Source organism: Anaerobacterium chartisolvens (genome assembly GCF_003337415.1).
In the GTDB taxonomy this organism is placed as follows: domain Bacteria; phylum Bacillota; class Clostridia; order Acetivibrionales; family DSM-27016; genus Anaerobacterium; species Anaerobacterium chartisolvens.
The window spans coordinates 12,747-30,587 of sequence record NZ_QPJT01000001.1 but is presented as its reverse complement, the minus strand read 5'-3'; the positions used below and the strand labels follow the sequence as shown (position 1 = coordinate 30,587).

At 42.2% G+C, this 17,841-nt stretch carries 14 protein-coding genes; 12 read left to right on the top strand and 2 right to left on the bottom strand.

Annotated features, from left to right (window positions below; all coding sequences use genetic code 11):
* The first annotated feature begins 127 nt into the window (after positions 1–127).
* The 8 genes from fusA to lon all read left to right on the top strand — a co-directional run bounded on the left by fusA (position 128) and on the right by lon (position 12,528).
* Entirely contained in the window at positions 128–2,206 is a 2,079-nt protein-coding gene (gene fusA / locus DFR58_RS00140) for an elongation factor G (protein ID WP_114295785.1), read from the top strand.
* Between the two features lie 106 nt (positions 2,207–2,312).
* Positions 2,313–3,515 (top strand): elongation factor Tu, encoded by a 1,203-nt coding sequence (tuf, locus tag DFR58_RS00135; RefSeq protein WP_114295784.1) that lies wholly within the window; start codon positions 2,313–2,315, stop codon positions 3,513–3,515.
* 124 nt (positions 3,516–3,639) lie between these two features.
* On the top strand, positions 3,640–4,821 hold the full coding sequence (locus DFR58_RS00130) for an oxygen-binding di-iron domain-containing protein (RefSeq protein ID WP_114295783.1): 1,182 nt from the start codon (positions 3,640–3,642) through the stop codon (positions 4,819–4,821).
* A gap of 345 nt (positions 4,822–5,166) precedes the next feature.
* Positions 5,167–6,291, top strand: a complete 1,125-nt coding sequence (locus tag DFR58_RS00125) for a serine hydrolase domain-containing protein (RefSeq protein ID WP_114295782.1) — start codon at positions 5,167–5,169, stop codon at positions 6,289–6,291.
* Between the two features lie 23 nt (positions 6,292–6,314).
* Positions 6,315–7,277: an AAA family ATPase gene (locus DFR58_RS00120; protein WP_114295781.1), complete on the top strand. Its 963-nt coding sequence runs from the start codon at positions 6,315–6,317 to the stop codon at positions 7,275–7,277.
* A gap of 31 nt (positions 7,278–7,308) precedes the next feature.
* Complete coding sequence (locus DFR58_RS00115) at positions 7,309–8,430, top strand: DUF58 domain-containing protein (protein ID WP_114295780.1); 1,122 nt, start codon at positions 7,309–7,311, stop codon at positions 8,428–8,430.
* Positions 8,431–9,840 carry a hypothetical protein gene (locus DFR58_RS00110; protein ID WP_114295779.1) on the top strand — a complete coding sequence of 470 codons (1,410 nt, stop codon included), beginning with the start codon at positions 8,431–8,433 and terminating at the stop codon, positions 9,838–9,840.
* A 240-nt stretch (positions 9,841–10,080) separates the two neighbouring features.
* Positions 10,081–12,528 carry an endopeptidase La gene (gene lon / locus DFR58_RS00105; protein WP_114295778.1) on the top strand — a complete coding sequence of 816 codons (2,448 nt, stop codon included), beginning with the start codon at positions 10,081–10,083 and terminating at the stop codon, positions 12,526–12,528.
* A gap of 69 nt (positions 12,529–12,597) precedes the next feature.
* Here lon and DFR58_RS00100 read toward each other — a convergent pair whose 3' ends face one another.
* Both DFR58_RS00100 and DFR58_RS00095 read right to left on the bottom strand, forming a co-directional pair.
* Positions 12,598–13,164 carry a DUF6648 family protein gene (locus tag DFR58_RS00100; protein WP_114295777.1) on the bottom strand — a complete coding sequence of 189 codons (567 nt, stop codon included), beginning with the start codon at positions 13,162–13,164 and terminating at the stop codon, positions 12,598–12,600.
* A 215-nt stretch (positions 13,165–13,379) separates the two neighbouring features.
* Positions 13,380–14,006 carry an adaptor protein MecA gene (locus DFR58_RS00095; RefSeq protein WP_114295776.1) on the bottom strand — a complete coding sequence of 209 codons (627 nt, stop codon included), beginning with the start codon at positions 14,004–14,006 and terminating at the stop codon, positions 13,380–13,382.
* Positions 14,007–14,390: 384 nt separating this feature from the next.
* Here DFR58_RS00095 and DFR58_RS00090 point away from each other — a divergent pair, with 384 nt between their 5' ends.
* The 4 genes from DFR58_RS00090 to DFR58_RS00075 all read left to right on the top strand — a co-directional run bounded on the left by DFR58_RS00090 (position 14,391) and on the right by DFR58_RS00075 (position 17,828).
* Positions 14,391–15,317, top strand: a complete 927-nt coding sequence (locus DFR58_RS00090) for a hypothetical protein (protein ID WP_114295775.1) — start codon at positions 14,391–14,393, stop codon at positions 15,315–15,317.
* A 152-nt stretch (positions 15,318–15,469) separates the two neighbouring features.
* A complete protein-coding gene (locus DFR58_RS00085) occupies positions 15,470–16,048 on the top strand; it encodes a Maf family protein (RefSeq protein WP_114295774.1) in 579 nt (192 codons plus the stop codon).
* Positions 16,049–16,064: 16 nt separating this feature from the next.
* Positions 16,065–16,769: a RadC family protein gene (radC, locus tag DFR58_RS00080; RefSeq protein ID WP_114295773.1), complete on the top strand. Its 705-nt coding sequence runs from the start codon at positions 16,065–16,067 to the stop codon at positions 16,767–16,769.
* Between the two features lie 36 nt (positions 16,770–16,805).
* Positions 16,806–17,828 carry a rod shape-determining protein gene (locus tag DFR58_RS00075; RefSeq protein WP_114295772.1) on the top strand — a complete coding sequence of 341 codons (1,023 nt, stop codon included), beginning with the start codon at positions 16,806–16,808 and terminating at the stop codon, positions 17,826–17,828.
* Positions 17,829–17,841 lie beyond the last annotated feature (13 nt).

Below are 17,841 nucleotides of genomic sequence, written 5' to 3'. Positions count from 1 at the left end.
TCCCGTGCGGATTTGATTAAATGATTAATTATTAACTGAAATACAAATAATATAGTCGGCTGCTTTATACTGGCCTGCTATACATTTAAATGAATTGGACTATCGTAAGTTTGAAAGGAGGGTAAGAATGCCCAGGCAATTTAGTTTGGATAATACAAGAAATATTGGTATAATGGCCCATATAGATGCCGGTAAGACAACAACTACTGAGCGTATCCTGTTTTATACGGGAAGGGTTCATAAGATAGGTGAAGTTCACGAAGGCGCAGCTACCATGGACTGGATGGAGCAGGAGCAGGAAAGGGGTATAACCATAACCTCTGCCGCTACGACAGCTCAATGGAAGGGCAATAGGATCAATATTATAGACACGCCGGGGCACGTTGACTTTACGGTTGAAGTTGAGAGATCTCTTCGCGTTCTCGATGGTTCAGTAACGCTTTTCTGTGCAAAGGGAGGGGTAGAGCCCCAGTCTGAAACGGTTTGGAGACAGGCCGATAAGTATGGTGTCCCCCGTATTGCATTTGTAAATAAAATGGATATTATGGGAGCAGATTTTTATAATTGTATAAACATGATGAAGGACAGGCTTCAAGCCAATGCTGTCCCCATTCAATTGCCTATTGGTAAGGAAGAATTTTACCAGGGAATAGTTGATCTTGTTACAATGAAGGCTCTTTTGTTTAAGGATGATCTGGGAAAGGTTATTGAGGAAGCCCCTATTCCTGACGACATGAAGGACGATGCTGAAAAGTATCGCAACATTTTAGTGGAAGCGGTTGCTGAGCAGGATGAAGAATTAATGATGAAATATCTCGAAGGCGAGGAGCTGACCGAGGAGGACATACGTGTAGGTATCAGAAAGGCTACAATAGACGTTAAGATTATACCGGTAACATGCGGTTCCGCATATAAGAATAAAGGTGTTCAGCAGCTGCTGGATGCTGTTATAGCTTATATGCCTTCTCCGCTGGACATACCTGCTATAAAGGGTGTTGCCATGGATGGAGAGGAGGAAATGGAAAGGCCTCCTGTGGATGACGGCCCGTTTGCGGCGCTGGCTTTCAAAATTATGGCTGACCCCTATGTCGGCAAGCTGTGCTTCTTTAGGGTTTATTCGGGTAAGCTTGGTGCAGGGTCATACGTGCTGAATTCCACAAAAAACAAGAGGGAAAGAATAGGGCGTATGCTTCAGATGCATGCAAATCACAGGGAGGAGCTTGACATGGTTTACTCCGGAGATATTGCTGCTGCCGTAGGCTTGAAGGATACCACTACAGGTGATACGCTGTGTGATGAAAGCAGCCCTGTAATACTTGAATCTATGGAATTCCCTGAGCCCGTTATATCCGTTGCCGTAGAGCCGAAAACAAAGGCGGGACAGGAGAAGATGGGCATTGCGCTGCAAAAGCTTGCAGAGGAAGATCCTACCTTCAGGGTTCATACAGATCAGGAGACAGGCCAGACTATTATTTCAGGGATGGGAGAGCTTCACCTTGAGATCATAGTTGACCGTATGCTGAGGGAGTTTAAGGTTGAGGCCAATGTTGGAAATCCTCAGGTTTCATATAAGGAAACCATCAGGAAGCCTGTAAAATCCGAAGGCAAGTTTGTAAGGCAGTCGGGAGGTAGAGGACAGTACGGGCATTGTGTACTTGAAATTGAGCCTAGGGAACCCGGTGCAGGATATGAATTCATCAATAAAATTGTTGGAGGAGCTGTTCCTAAGGAATATATAGGGCCTATTGACGCAGGTATACAGGATGCTATGAATAATGGTGTCCTTGGAGGCTATCAGGTGGTTGACGTAAAGGTTACACTTGTTGATGGTTCTTACCATGAGGTTGACTCATCTGAAATGGCGTTTAAAATTGCGGGTTCAATGGGCTTTAAGGAAGGCTGCCGCAAGGCAAGCCCCGTATTGCTTGAGCCTATAATGAAGGTTGATGTACAAGTGCCTGAGGAGTACATGGGTGATGTTATGGGAGACCTTAACTCAAGAAGAGGCAGGATTGAAGGCATGGAGGCAAGGTCAGGAGCACAGAATATCAGGGCTCATGTTCCAATGTCCGAGATGTTCGGATATGCTACCGTGCTTCGTTCAAGGACTCAGGGAAGAGGAACCTTCTCAATGCAGACAAGTCACTTTGAGGAAGTTCCCAAAAGCATTCAGGAAGGTGTGCTCAGCAATAAAGAGTCAAAGTAAGTGCATTATTAATATAATAATAAATTAGTCTACCATACCGAATATACTTATATGCTTATATAAGGGAGGGTATTGGGAGGCTCTAAAAAGGGAGGAGAATTTATAAATGGCAAAGGCTAAATTTGAAAGGAATAAACCCCACGTCAACATTGGGACGATAGGTCACGTTGACCATGGTAAGACTTCATTAACAGCAGCTATCACAAAGGTTCTTGGATTCTTGGGAAAGGCTGAGTATAAGGCATATGACCAGATTGACGCAGCTCCTGAGGAAAGAGAAAGAGGTATCACAATTTCAACAGCTCACGTTGAATATGAGACAGACTTAAGGCACTATGCTCACGTTGACTGCCCCGGCCACGCCGACTATGTTAAAAACATGATCACCGGTGCTGCTCAGATGGACGGAGCAATACTTGTTGTATCCGCTGCCGACGGCCCGATGCCCCAGACAAGAGAGCATATACTTCTCTCACGTCAGGTTGGCGTTCCCCACATAGTTGTATTCCTTAACAAATGCGATATGGTTGACGACGAGGAATTGATTGAGCTTGTTGAGATGGAATTAAGAGAGCTTTTGAGTGCTTATGAGTTTGACGGTGACAATATACCCATCATAAGAGGCTCGGCATTGGTTGCTCTTGAATCCACTTCAAAGGATGTTAACGCTCCTGAATACCAGCCTATAATGAACCTTATGACAGAGGTTGACAAATATATACCCACACCTGAAAGACCCGTTGACAAGCCGTTTATTATGCCTGTAGAGGATGTATTCTCAATCACCGGCCGTGGAACTGTTGCTACCGGAAGGGTTGAAAAGGGTACAATAAAGGTTGGAGAAGAGGTTGAAGTTGTAGGACTTATGGAGGCTCCCAGAAAGACCGTTGTTACTGGTGTTGAAATGTTCAGGAAGCTTCTTGATCAGGCCGTTGCAGGTGACAACATAGGTGCTCTTTTAAGAGGTATTCAGAGAAATGAAATCGAAAGAGGACAGGTTTTGGCTAAGCCGGGTTCAATCAAGCCTCACACTCATTTTAAGAGTCAGGTTTACGTTTTGACTAAAGAAGAGGGCGGAAGACATACTCCTTTCTTCAATGGCTACAGACCTCAGTTCTATTTCAGAACTACTGACGTTACAGGCGTTGCTGAGCTTCCTCAGGGTACTGAGATGTGTATGCCCGGCGACCACATTGCAATGACTATCAAGCTTATAACTCCTATAGCTATGGATGAAGGCTTGAGATTTGCTATCCGTGAAGGCGGAAGAACAGTAGGTTCGGGTACTGTTACCGAGATAATTGCCTAATAGCTGTACAGACCTTTAAAGACAAGGAGGTATATACCTCCTTGTCTTTTTAGATCGTAAAAACTTGTTTAAGTAATAGTTGTATGGGAATATATATTAGCAGGTTCTGAAAGGAGAGTGTAATATGCTTGAGATAAAAAAGAATGTTTACTGGGTAGGAATAAAGGATTGGGAGCTTAGGCGTTTTCACGGGCATGAGTTGTCTACGCACAGGGGCTCAAGCTACAATTCATACCTTATTAAGGATGATAAGACGGTGCTTGTGGATACTGTATGGAATCCTTACAAGGAGGAGTTTGTTGAAAATTTGCAGAAGCATACGCCGCTGGATAAGATAGACGCAATTGTCATAAACCATATTGAGCCCGACCATGGAGGAAGTCTCGGATATCTTATGGAGAGAATTCCTGATGTTCCCATATACTGTACTAAAAACGGTGCGGAGATTATAAAGAAGCATTTTCATAAGGCCTGGAATTTTAATATCGTTAAGACGGGCGATTCCTTGAGGCTGGGAGAGTATGAGCTGGTTTTTGTGGAAATGCAGATGCTTCACTGGCCCGACAGTATGCTTACTTATGTTAAGGGGGCGGCCCTTGCTCTTTCTAATGATGCATTCGGACAGCACTATTCGGCGGCCTCTATGTTCAATGATGAGATTGACTGCTGTGAGCTTTACCAGGAAGCCCTTAAATATTATGCCAATATACTTACGCCCTTCAGTGCTCTTGCAAAGAAAAAGATAGAGCAAATAAAGGCTATGGAGCTGCCGATAGAAATGATTGCCCCAAGCCATGGTGTTATATGGAGGGACAACCCCTTGCAGATAATAGAAAAGTATTATGAGTGGTCTAAGGATTATAATGAGGGAGCTGTTGTAATTATTTACGATACCATGTATGATGCTACCAAAGCTATGGCGGAGGCTATAGGAGAGGGCCTGCTGCAAAGCGGAATAAAGTTTAAGCTTTATCATGCCGCCACCTCGGACAGGAGCGATTTGATTACGGAGATATTCAAGGCAAAAGGCGTAATAGTGGGGAGTTGCACGGTAAACAATATTGTGTTGCGTGCAATAGCATCTCTTTTAGATGATATTAAGGGCCTCAAGTTTAAGAATAAGGTGGGTGCGGGCTTCGGAAGCTATGGATGGAGCGGAGAGGCACCTAAAATAATAGCCGCTAAGCTTGAAGAAGCGGGATTAAAGGTTGTACAGCCTCCTCTGGCCTTCAGATACACTCCTACGGAGGAAGAGCTGGCTCAGTGTGTGGAATTTGGGAGGAGCTTTGCAGAAAGCATAAAATAGACGTTTTACGATATAAACCCTTTTGTGCAGTCGGCAAAGGGGTTTTTAAATTGTCCTTAAAGCTATATAGGATGCGATAAAGATTTTACAAACATAGAGGATATAATTGCTTACAGAAATTTTTAATAGCAACGAAAAGACGCCTTGCGGGGAAATGTCTCACAGGTATGTCATCAGGCGCTTTTCTTAGAGGTATTCCTTACGGGTCAAAAAAATTTCTTCCATCAAGTTATATCCTCCATGTAAAATCTTTATCGCTACATATATAATAAATAATTCCTTTATATAAATTTCCATGTATGTTATTCTATAGATATAAGACGAGCGAAAGGCGGTGCTCTTATAATGAGGGGTAAGGCCAAGGAAATTATTGCCATATCAATAATATTAATAATCGCTGTGTCCTTAAGTATGCCTTCATATTTGAAGGAGAGAAAAACATACAAGGCGGCGGTTAAGAAGGAGAGTAAGGCAGAAGTTGGGGCAAAGCTTCAGCAAGCGGAGGAATGGATGGTGTCGTCTCCTGCGGAGCAGGGGATGGATAAGGATATTTTGGATAAAGCGGGTGAAATGGTTGGGAAAACAGCCGCCTACAGCCTTATTGTAATAAGGCACGGGAATATCGTAATGGAGAGATACTATAACGGCGCAGGAATGGATGATGCCAACAATGTATTTTCCGTAACTAAAAGCTTTATGTCGGCACTTGTGGGAATTGCTGCCGACAAGGGCTTTATAAAGAATATAGACCAAAGAATTTCGGAGTATATTCCCGAGTATTATCAAAATCAGAGGTATTCCGATAAGAAGCAAATTACCATAAGGCATTTGCTGACAATGACTCCCGGCTTTTGCGAGGATCTCGGCAAATGGATTGCAAGTGATGACTGGGTAAGGCATACGCTGGAGCTCTCCCTTAAGTATGAGCCGGGAGAGAGGTTTCAATATGCAAATTCGGCTTCACACCTGTTGTCGGTTATTTTGACGAAGGCCACTAAAACAAGCACGCTTGATTTTGCGGAGAAGCATCTTTTTAATCCCTTAAACATAGAAGGCATACGATGGGCCTCCGATCCGCAAGGGTACTATACGGGATATGCCAATATGCATATAAGACCAAGAGATATGGCTAAGTTTGGGCTTATGTATCTAAACGGAGGAATGTTTAACGGCAGGCAGGTAGTGCCGCGGAAATGGGTCGAGGAATCTACACGCAAGCAAGTGGAGACAGATCCTAAAAGGACGGCAAACACAACAGCAGGGTACGGCTTTAAATGGTGGACCGGTGAGGAGAACGGATATTATGTCTATGTAGCCTCGGGATACGGGGGACAAAACATATGCGTTATACCCGAGCTTGATATTGTGGCTGTGACAACCTCAATGCCGTATGGGGAGAGAGCCTTCAGTGATGAGGACAGAGCAAGGCTGATTAGAGAGTTTATAATACCCTCTGTTTTAAAAAAATAAAGACTGAATCGGGGGATAGCCGTATGGAGCTGGAGCAGGTCAGGGACTTAAGCAAGAGAATTAAGAATAATATTTCAAGGGTTATAGTGGGAAAGGATAATGTAATAGAGCTTGTGCTGGTTTGTCTTTTTTGCTCGGGGCATATTCTTTTGGAGGATGTTCCGGGAGTAGGAAAAACGGTGCTTGCCAAATGCCTGGCAAGATCTATAAAATGCAGCTTTAAAAGAATACAGTTTACACCCGACCTGCTGCCTTCGGATTTGACGGGAGTAAACTTTTTTAACCAGAAGCAGGGAGAGTTCGTTTTCAGAGCAGGCCCCATATTCTCAAACATAGTTTTGGCGGATGAAATAAACAGGGCAACGCCCAGAACCCAGTCCAGCCTTTTAGAGTGCATGGAAGAGGGGCAGGTTACCGTAGATGGTGACACCAGAGCATTAGAGAGCCCCTTTATGGTTATAGCAACACAGAACCCCATAGAGACTCAAGGTACATTTTCACTGCCGGAGGCCCAGCTTGACAGGTTTTATATGAGGCTTAGAATGGGCTATCCCTCCAGTGAAGAGGCAAAGGCTATTCTGGACAGATTTCAGCTTGGCAGCCCTGCAAAGGACATACCGCCTGTTGCGGACATTGAAGAGATTGTGGACGCACAAAATTCCTTCAGTGGGGTAATTGTTTCTGAGAATGTAAAGAATTATATAATCAATATAATTGAAATGACAAGAAACCATGATAAAATTTTATTAGGCGTTAGTCCAAGGGGAAGCCTGGCACTGATGAGAGCATCTCAGGTTATGGCAGTGCTTAAGGGACGTGATTTTGTCACACCTCATGATGTAAAAGAGGCTGCGGTACCTGTTCTTTCTCACAGGCTCATTTTGAAGGGACATGCTGCCTTAACGGCAAGATATTCTGCGGAGGATGCTGTTTCTGATATTCTGGGCAGCGTTTCCGTTCCTACGGAAGAACTGCCTGTCGGTTAAAAGGCACGAGATCAAAATGGAGAGCTGATATATGGAAGTTATAGCTTTAATAGCAATTGTTTTTATTGCCATAGGTCTTCAGAGACATATTTTTAACAGGTATGGTGCGTACAAGCTGGAATACCTCTGCACATTCAGTGCTTCGGAGGCCTATGAGGGGCAGGAGCTTTGTCTTGTGGAAACGTTATATAATAGAAAACTGCTTCCCGTGCCGTGGCTTAAGGTTGACATCCATTCATCAAAATGGCTGGATTTTGCAGGGACAAGGTCTGTTATAACGCAGGAGGACAGGAGGGTTACAAGCAGCTTTTTACTAAAAAGCCATCAAAAAATAACCAGGCATTGGAAGGTTATCTGTCTTAAAAGAGGAGTGTTCACTACAAAAAACGTAACACTTATATGGGGAGATCTTTTGGGAATGGGAAGCTCCTCCGAAGCGGTGGAGGTAAACGCTGTGCTGGTAGTGTACCCCGGCATAATTGATCTCAATTCGGTATTTATCCCGGTAAATTGCCTTCAGGGGGATGCGGTAATAAAGAGATGGATAATGGATGACCCATTTATAGTGTCTGGGACAAGAGAGTATACTGAAGCTGATTCTATGAACAGGATACACTGGCAGTCTTCCGCAAGACAGGGAAGGCTGATGGTAAGAAAAAATGATTTTACTTGCCGTATGGGGATTACAGCAATATTAAATATGCAATCGGGAGAATTTGAGCATGATACGGTACTCGACAAGGGCAAGATCGAGCTGGGAATCAAGACGGCTGCTACGCTGCTGGACAGTGCGCTTAAAATGGGGATGACGGCAAGGCTTGCTGTCAATGGCTGTATTGAAGGAGATGAGGGTACTGTATTTACTAAAGAGGCAGGAGGCAGAGAGCATATATTTCAGCTTTTAAAGCTTTTGGCAGGGCTAAGGCTGGAAAACAAAAAGGATTTTGAATCTTTTTTAGCGGAAAGCAGCGATGTGATTATGAACAATCAGATATTTATAATAACATGCTATATAAATGAGGAAATTTGCAGAATTTCAGACATTATGAGAAGAAATGGAAACAGAGTGCTTTTTTTAGTTCTGGATGAGTGGATTCAGGAGGACATAGTGCCACGGGGAGTAGATGCATATATTCTTGGAGGTGAGCGTTAAATGCAGAACCGCGTAAGAAGTACGCTGCTCCGGCTTGCGGAGCTTACAGGCTTGTATTCATTAGTATATCCGGGATTTATGCTGCTAAGACATGCCGTATTTGGAGCCGGAGGTGTTGTGGCAGAGCTCATATTCAGCCTCTGCGTGTTCTTTGCGGGAGTTTTTGCCGGAAGATATATCATAAGGGATAAATGTGCTTTTGCCCAAAGGCTGCTGAAAAATCCACTGATTGATTTTATATGGGAGGGCAACGCCGGCATAAGGGCGGCTACAACAATAGCGGCATATTCTACCTCTGTTGTCCCCGTGTGTGTCGTCTCTGCATTGTATTGGAATGCCGGAGCGGCCCGGACGATATTTGCATGTGTTTTTACACTGCTATTCTATTGCACCTGCATTAAGCTTAGCAATTACGAGCCGGGCAGCATATTGAGCAGGGCAAGCTTTTATCCCGGACTTATTCTAACGGCCTTTTATATATTTATCTGCACATATTTTAAGAGCTATGCGCTTTACGGCACATTGCTTTTCATATTTGCACTTATATTTATGATGATGTCCTTCATAGTACAAAATCAATCGGAGCTTGATTATGTGTTTATTAAAAAGACCTCTCATTCCGCTCCCGTACCTGATAAAATAAGGAGCTATAACCTTGCGGCAGTACTATTGTTTTTTGCCGCCGTCATTTTACTTATAAATCTTAAAGGAATTGTTGTGAGCATCATTAAAGCCTTGCAGCAAGTGATTGGATGGGTCGCTAGCGCCGTTTCGGATTTTTTGTCTATGATAATGCCTTACGGCACCCAACATCAAGACCCCGCACAACAAATGCAGTACCCTGCCTTTCCTGAAAGTGAAGCCCAAAACCCCATATGGGGATTAATAACGGATATAGTGCAGTATTTTGTTTTGCTTTATATTATATATAAGATTTCTCCGCATATGTTTTCCGCGCTGAAAAAAGCTGCGGCTTCATTCTCGGAATGGGTAAAAAGGCTTTTGAAGGTCAACTCCCAAAACGAGCCGCAAAGCAGGCAGGATTGCTATTATGATGAGATAGAGCCTATTGCGGAAGATGAGAGGAGTACATTGCGAAGGGCTGATAAAAGGCTGACAATAAACATAAAAAGGGACTTGAAAAAAATTAAAGACCCGGTTCGGAAGGTAAGATATATATATTATGCCATTCTTTGTACCATATTTAAGAAGAACAGGGCATTAAGCAAGAGCGATACAACCGAGGAAATATATGATAAAATAAAGGACTGTAAAGAAATGGTGCATTATGTAAGAGAGGCCACGGAAGTTTATGACAGGGTTCGCTATGGAATGCAGATACCTCAAAAGAATGAAACGGATTTGCTGGAGGATGGATTATACAGGCTGTTCGAAATTAAGAAATTGTAGGAATTGCCTGTGAGTATAAAAGCATGTGTTACCTGTTATTCCATATAAAACAATTGAAATTCAAGAGCTTAAAAGGTATAATTGTAACAATTATAGTCCGAGCATATGCTGCGGCAAAGCTTTTATATCTGGAATTTGCTTGCCGGGTGATTAAGGCGGTTTGTGCCGGAGATAATTTATACCGCATTGCTCTATAGATACGCAAATGTTTATTTGTAATAAAAACGAGGGGATGGTCAAATGTCAGAATCAAAAAAGATTATTAAGAAGCAGGTGCTTCCGCTCTTGCCTCTAAGGGGATTGACAGTATTTCCCTATATGACGCTGCCCTTTGATGTAGGCAGAGCAAAATCCATAAAGGCTTTGGAAGAGGCAATGATAAATAATCAGCTCATACTGCTTGTAACACAGAAGGATGCAAGAAATGATTCTCCGGTGGAGGATGATATATATACCGTAGGCACAATATCTAAGGTAAAACAAATGTTGAAGCTTCCCGGAGATACAATAAGGGTTCTTGTTGAGGGCATAAGCAGGGCTGAGATAGGTGAGTTTACGCAAACCGAGCCGTTTTTTATGGCGGAGGTTGTTGAAAAGATTTATAATTACGATCAGGACGACGATATCGAAATGGAGGCCTTAAAGAGAGAGGTAATATCTACCTTTGAGGATTATGTAAAATTAAGCAGCAAGACGCCGGCCGATATTATAATGTCTGTAAGTACCATTGAAAATCAGGGACAATTGGCGGATATAATTACGTCGAATCTGGTGTTGAAGGTGGAACAAAAACAGGATATATTAAATGAATTTAACCCCAAGGCGAGATTGGAAAAGCTTTTGGAGATATTGCTAAAGGAAATTGAAATACTTGAGGTTGAGAAGAACATAAGTGCAAAGGTCAGAAAGCAGATAGATAAAATGCAAAAGGAATACTATTTGCGCGAACAGCTTAAGGCTATACAAAACGAGCTTGGGGATAAGGACGGGATAGCCGGCGAGGTTGAGGAGTACAAGGAGAAGCTGGCAAAGGCAGACCTTCCCGAAGAGGCCGAAAAAAAAGTGATGAAGGAATTGGATCGCTTAATTAAAATGCCTCCGGGGTCTGCTGAGGGATCAGTCATAAGGACATATCTGGAATGGATTTTCGACCTTCCATGGAATAATAGCACAGAAGAAATTATTGATTTAGACAGGGCACAGGACATACTTGACGATGATCACTACGGCCTTGAAAAGGTAAAGGAGAGAATAGTAGAGTACCTTGCCATAAGAAAGATGAAAAATACTCTAAAGGGTCCTATTTTATGCCTTGTGGGGCCACCGGGAGTGGGAAAGACATCTATTGCAAAGTCGATAGCCAGGGCATTGAACAGGAACTATGTGAGGATGTCTCTGGGAGGAGTAAAGGATGAATCCGAAATCAGAGGGCACAGGCGCACATATGTAGGCTCCATGCCCGGAAGAATAATAGCGGCATTAAAGCAGGCGGGCTCTAAAAACCCTTTGATACTTCTTGATGAAATAGATAAAATGAGCAGTGATTTCAGGGGAGACCCTGCTTCAGCCATGCTGGAGGTTCTGGACGGCGAACAGAATTTTGCGTTCAGGGATCATTACATGGAGCTTGCTTTTGATCTTTCCGACGTTATGTTTTTAACCACCGCGAACACCCTTGACACAATACCACGGCCTCTTTTGGACAGGATGGAGATTATACACCTTACCAGCTATACCGAGGAGGAGAAGGTAAATATAGCAATGAAATACCTGGTTCCCAAGCAGATGAAGGCCCATGGCCTCAAAAAGAGCAATATGACTATAGATAGGCAGACGGCAAGGGATATTATAACCTTTTATACGAGGGAAGCGGGAGTCAGAAACCTTGAAAGGGAAATCGCGACAGTATGCAGAAAGGTTGTTAAAAGCCTGGTTTCTGAAAACAAGAAGTCGATGAAGGTATCGTCTAAAAATATAGAGAAGCTTCTCGGCACTAAAAAATACAGATATGATAAGGCCAATGAAGCAGACGAGGTCGGTATTGCCACAGGACTGGCATGGACACCTGTGGGAGGAGATACTCTCTTTATAGAAGTAAATCTGATGGAGGGAAGCGGCAAGCTCGATTTAACAGGCCAGCTGGGTGATGTTATGAAGGAGTCCGCCAAAGCTGCGGTAAGCTTTATCCGTTCAAGGGCGGAGCAGTTTGGAATAGACATGGAGTTTCACAGCAAGTATGACATACACATTCATGTCCCGGAGGGAGCTATTCCAAAGGACGGCCCGTCGGCGGGAATAACCTTGGCTACTGCTATGGTTTCAGCCCTGACGGGGATGCCTGTAAAGAAAAATGTGGCTATGACGGGCGAAATCACATTAAGAGGCAGGGTTCTGCCGATAGGAGGACTCAAGGAAAAGGTTCTGGCAGCGCACCGGGCGGGGATCAATACAATTATTATACCTTTAGATAATGAAAAGGATATTGAGGATATACCCGAAAATGTCAGACAGGAATTGAAATTTGTTATTGCGTCGGATATGGACACCGTATTGAACATGGCTCTGGTTAAAATAAGGAATAAAAAGACTCATAAGGGTGTGAACAGCCGGGAGAAGGACATAATTCTTGCCGATGAGGTGCCGGTTGCAGAGCCGGGGGATCGAGGCGTGAGTATAATAGAGCAATAGGTGAAATAAAAAATTTATAAATATAAGAAAAAAGCAGGAAAGAAGCATATTTCTCCTTTCCTGCTTTTTTTAATATTTTTGATTAATATAGCTGTCAATCAGCGATTTTCTTTGGGCATGTGAAAAGACATTCTCGTATATGAGCATGTTCAGAAGACTTTGACTGGTGGAGTGAAGTATTATATCGTCATGCTCCTTTAAAACTATCTCGAAAAGGCGGTTTTTCAGATTGGGCGACTTAACCTTTACGAAATAGGCCTCTATATTTTGGAAATCCAGTAGCTTAACAAGCTTTTCGGTTACACGGTCTTTCTTTGAGTAATAATGGTTTGAAAGCTCTAAAAAATCGCTCCTCCACTCATTTCTTTTTGCTGTATTGTGAGCCCGCTTTTGATAATATTTTGCCAGTACATTGTAATACTGATAGTTATATATCGCCTTTTTAACATTGTCTATTTTTTCAAAGGGCTTGATATCCAGCGCATTTATGCACGCATAATTTTCTTCTATAAATTCATCCTTGCTTAAGTCCCCCTTTGAATATTGCTCTATAAGACACTGCCTCCTTTTGAGAAATTGATCGAATTTATTTAGAACCATTTTAATCAGTCCATTCTTTGTAATGGGTATATTCATAGCCTATTTTTATACTAAAATAAATATGTGAAAAAGTAAAGTGCTTATTAATGGCGGAAATTATATATTATTATATCAAATCTATATAAAAATTTTACAGAAATGAAAAAGACACAGGAAATAATAAGGCGGCTCGTAATCAGGATATCTGGCGGGGCAGAGGCAGACAAGGTAAAGAGCGTACATTAAAAGCTAGCAATAGCTCTATAGATTACTTAAAAATAATTGCTTAATATTTCTACAGCGTTGTATTCAATCAGCTTTGTGCCGTATTCATTTAAAAACCCTTCATAAAAGCTTGCATTGGAGACTTTATTTCCATATTCGCTTATTATAACCTCAAACATCTTTGTGTTTGTCACTGTAAAATTACTCCTTGTAAGCATAAGGTAGTAGGCGTTTTTGTACTTGTACAAGGAGCTTTCTCCTGAGTACATGGAGCTTACCTTTTTGCTTAAAGAGCATAAATCATCAAAGCTGTCAAAGGAGTATACCAATAGCGTTGAGTATACTCTTCGGTTTTTCCTTTTAACCTTAAGCTCATTTTTCCTGAATCTGTTTTTAATGTATTTTTGTATTGATTCAAAGTCTCCGTCCTGATCGCCTTTTGTTATGGTAACAACAAAGCCCTCGTCAGAGTCGGGGAGAGCCTCTATATACAGTTGTGAGTCGGTTGTGTTAAATCCGAACTGCACCTCTGCCTGTTCCATCATATCCCAGAATAATTCCTGAGCAGCAGGAGAATTATAGTTTAAGGAAGTTAAATCAATATTGCGCTCTTCCAGATCACTTAATGAAATTGTTATTTTTATTTCACTGTCGCTTATTTTTTCTATTTTCATTTATCCTCACCACAATCTAAATCTTTTTTAGGTACACAGGCATTTGGATTGATTAGCTGTAAAAGCAATAGACATATTCACTTCATAGTAAGCATTTTATATTTTAAGGTGACCGCCTTCTTTAATATATTATACTAATTTATATATAAAAAGAGAAGTATTAAAATTTTAACAATAAATATTTATTGCCATAATGCTTGGGAAATCAGAGAATATTGCATACATTTCTACCGATACCGGGTTCTTCATGTCGTATTTGAAGGCTTATGTGAGCCGTATTGCATTATACTGTAGCAGATTACCTTACAAAGAAATAATAGCTATATTAGATTAATTGATTTCCTCAAATACTAAAAAGAATAAGTATGAAAAAAGGAGGAGAAGATGTTGGAAATTGAAGAAAGAAATGCTGAAGAGGTTAACAGTACAAAATCCTCGGATATTATATATAATGCCGGCAAGGACTTTTACAAGGGCATGGGAGGAGAGCTGCGTTTTAAAGCTGAAGGGCTTTTTAAAAAAGCCAAGGAGAAGGGTATTTCAATTGAGGACATTGATATATGCCCAGCAAAAGAAAATCAGGCTGAGTTTCCGGGGATAGGCTCTGTAGATTTGCCTGCCTTTATTATAAAGGTAAGGGGAAGAGACATAAAAAGCGGGCAGATAGTGGTAGACGGAAAACAGATTGACTACTACAATATATATCAAGCCTATGTGGCGAATAGAATTGAGGATAAAAATATTGTAAGGGATGAAAGGGGAAAAATTATCCGTGAAGACAGCCGCCCTAAAATAAGGCATGAGACGGAGCTATTTTTAACAGAGTGGGAAAGGTTTGAGATAGGGAAAAAAATTGTTGAGGACAAGGAGTTTGGTCTGGAAAAGACAATTACAGGAGCATGTGACAGGGTTATAAGAAAGCTTATGGGCGAAAACGACTGGTTGAGCCAGGGAGAGGCGAGACAGCTTGAGGAGGAATTTAACAATGTGCAGCAAAGAATAGCCGATGAGCGCAGGAAAAGATCCTCCGGGACAGAAGGGGGGCTTGATGTGCGTATAGCGGGAGTGTCTAAAAAAGCTACCGAAAGGCAGATAAATTATTTGAAGGCCCGGATAAAAAATGCCGGAGCAGACCCTGATAATGAGATGTTTATGAGGGAGGTAATAAAACAGAGTGGATTTGATGCCGATGACATCGGTAATTTAAGTACGGGAGAAATGAGCAAAATTATTGATAGCGTAAATATCGTAATTCCAAAAGCAAAAGAGGCGTTTTTAAAACAAAAAGCTCCGGGTAATTATAATAATTAGGCTGCTTTATTTAAAAAAATTGCCGCAAGGAAAAGAACACTATCGATAAATCACTAAATTTTCCTTATCTTGTTGAAAAGGCGTTACTGTAAAGTTATAATAGGGATTGATAACACAAATAAACGTAATTTTATTATTAAAGTGGAGATGATATGAAGCAAATTATTCTGGCCTCGGCTTCTCCGAGACGTGTAGAGCTGATGAAACAGCTTGGAACTGAATTTGAGGTTATTCCGTCGAATGTGGAAGAGACTGTTGATGCTTCACTGATGCCGCATGAGACGGCAAAGAAGCTGGCTTTGGAAAAAGCCTCCGATGTTGCGGGCAAACATGGAAGGGGTGCGCTGGTTATAGGCGCCGACACCATTGTAGTAAGCAGCGGAATAATGGGAAAGCCTCGAGACGAGGTTCATGCATTTGAAATGCTTAAGGCGCTGCAGGGCGGATGGCATGAAGTAATTACAGGCATTGCCGTAATAGATTCTTTAGACATGAGGCTGGAAAATGACTATGTGGCAACCCGGGTGAAAATGATACGCATGAGTAATGAAATGATACGCTCATATATTGCCACAAAGGAACCTATGGATAAGGCAGGCGCTTATGGAATACAGGGAATGGGTGCAGTCATTGTTGAAAAAATTGAAGGATGTTATTTTAACGTAGTAGGACTTCCGCTAATGCGCCTCAGCTCTATGCTTAGAAGCTTTGGAGTGAAAATATTGGAGTGATTGGCGGGAGGGTTATATGAGTAAGATTGGGCAAAGCGTAACAATGAAAAAATTACCGGTTTGTGAGAGGCCTTATGAAAAGCTTGAGGGATACGGGCCGGAAATGCTGTCCAATGCGGAACTTCTGGCAATAATAATTAAGACGGGAACCAGAAATGAAACCTCTGTCTCTCTGGCTCAAAAGATAATTATGCAGCTTGAGGACAGCAGTATTACATCGCTTCATGGGCTTTCCCTTGAGCAGCTAAGGAATATCAGAGGTATAGGCAAGGTTAAAGCCATACAAATAAAAGCCATGCTGGAATTCTCAAAGAGAATGGCATCTGCCTTTATTACCGATAGAAAAAAGGAGGTCAATTCTCCCGGGGACATAAGCAGTCTTCTTATGGAAGAGATGAGGCATTTGAAAAAAGAAGTATTTAAGGTTGTTTTGATGAATTCAAAAAACAGGATCATACGGCATGTTAACGTTTCGGTAGGCAGCCTTACAGCCTCAATTGTACACCCGAGAGAGGTATTCTGTGAAGCTGTGAAGGCGGGCTGCTCCGGTATTATATTTGCTCATAATCATCCCAGCGGGGACCCTGAGCCAAGCCAGGAGGATGTGGAAACTACCGGCAGGCTGATTGCCGGAGGTAATATATTGGGTATAAGGGTTTTGGATCACATTATAATTGGAGACGGAAGATATGTAAGCTTAAAAGAAAGGGGCCTGATGTAGTCAGGCATAATGGATTTACAGGAGGAGATTATACTAATGAGCTTATTTTCAAGGGATATAGGAATAGATTTAGGAACAGCAAACACCTTGGTGCATCTTAAGGGAAAGGGAATTGTTTTAAGAGAGCCTTCTGTAGTTGCTATAAATAAAAAGTCGAATAACATTCTGGCTGTAGGAGATTCCGCAAAAGAAATGATTGGAAGAACTCCTGGGAATATTGTTGCAATAAGACCTATGAAGGATGGTGTGATAGCCGATTTTGACATTACTCAGAGTATGCTGAAATACTTCATAAGAAAGGCAATGTCAAAGGGTGTGCTGGGTAAGCCGCGTGTAGTTATATGCGTACCCTCCGGCGTTACCGAGGTTGAAAAAAGAGCTGTCGAGGAAGCAACGCTTCAGGCAGGGGCAAGGGAGGCATATCTTATTGAGGAACCTATGGCTGCGGCCATTGGAGCAAATCTTCCTGTAGAGGAGCCCTCCGGCAGTATGGTTGTTGATATTGGAGGAGGAACCAGCGAGGTAGCGGTTATTTCCCTTGGAGGTATTGTCACAAGCAAGTCATTGCGTATAGCAGGGGATGAGTTGGACGAGGCTATTGTGCATTATGTTAAAAAAGAATATAATTTAATGATAGGAGAAAGAACGGCTGAAGAGATAAAGGTGGTAATAGGCTCTGCATATCCCAAGCCCAAGGAGGAAGCCATCCAAATAAGAGGAAGAGACTTGATAACGGGTCTTCCCAAGAACATTTCCATTACATCTTCTGAGATCATGGAGGCGTTAAAGGAGCCTGTTAATGCCATAGTGGACGCCATAAAATTTACACTGGAGAAAACGCCGCCCGAGCTGGCTTCGGATGTCATGGATCGAGGCATTATGCTAACAGGAGGAGGGGCGCTTTTAAGCGGACTGGATAAGCTTATAAAGGAAGAGACGGGTATGCCGGTTTCAATAGCTGAAAGGCCTCTTGATTGTGTTGTGCTTGGTTCGGGAAAAGTATTGGAGGAAATTGAGGTGCTGAAGAAGGTTTTGATTTCTCCCAAAAGGTTGAGGTAGTAACCGCTAATTT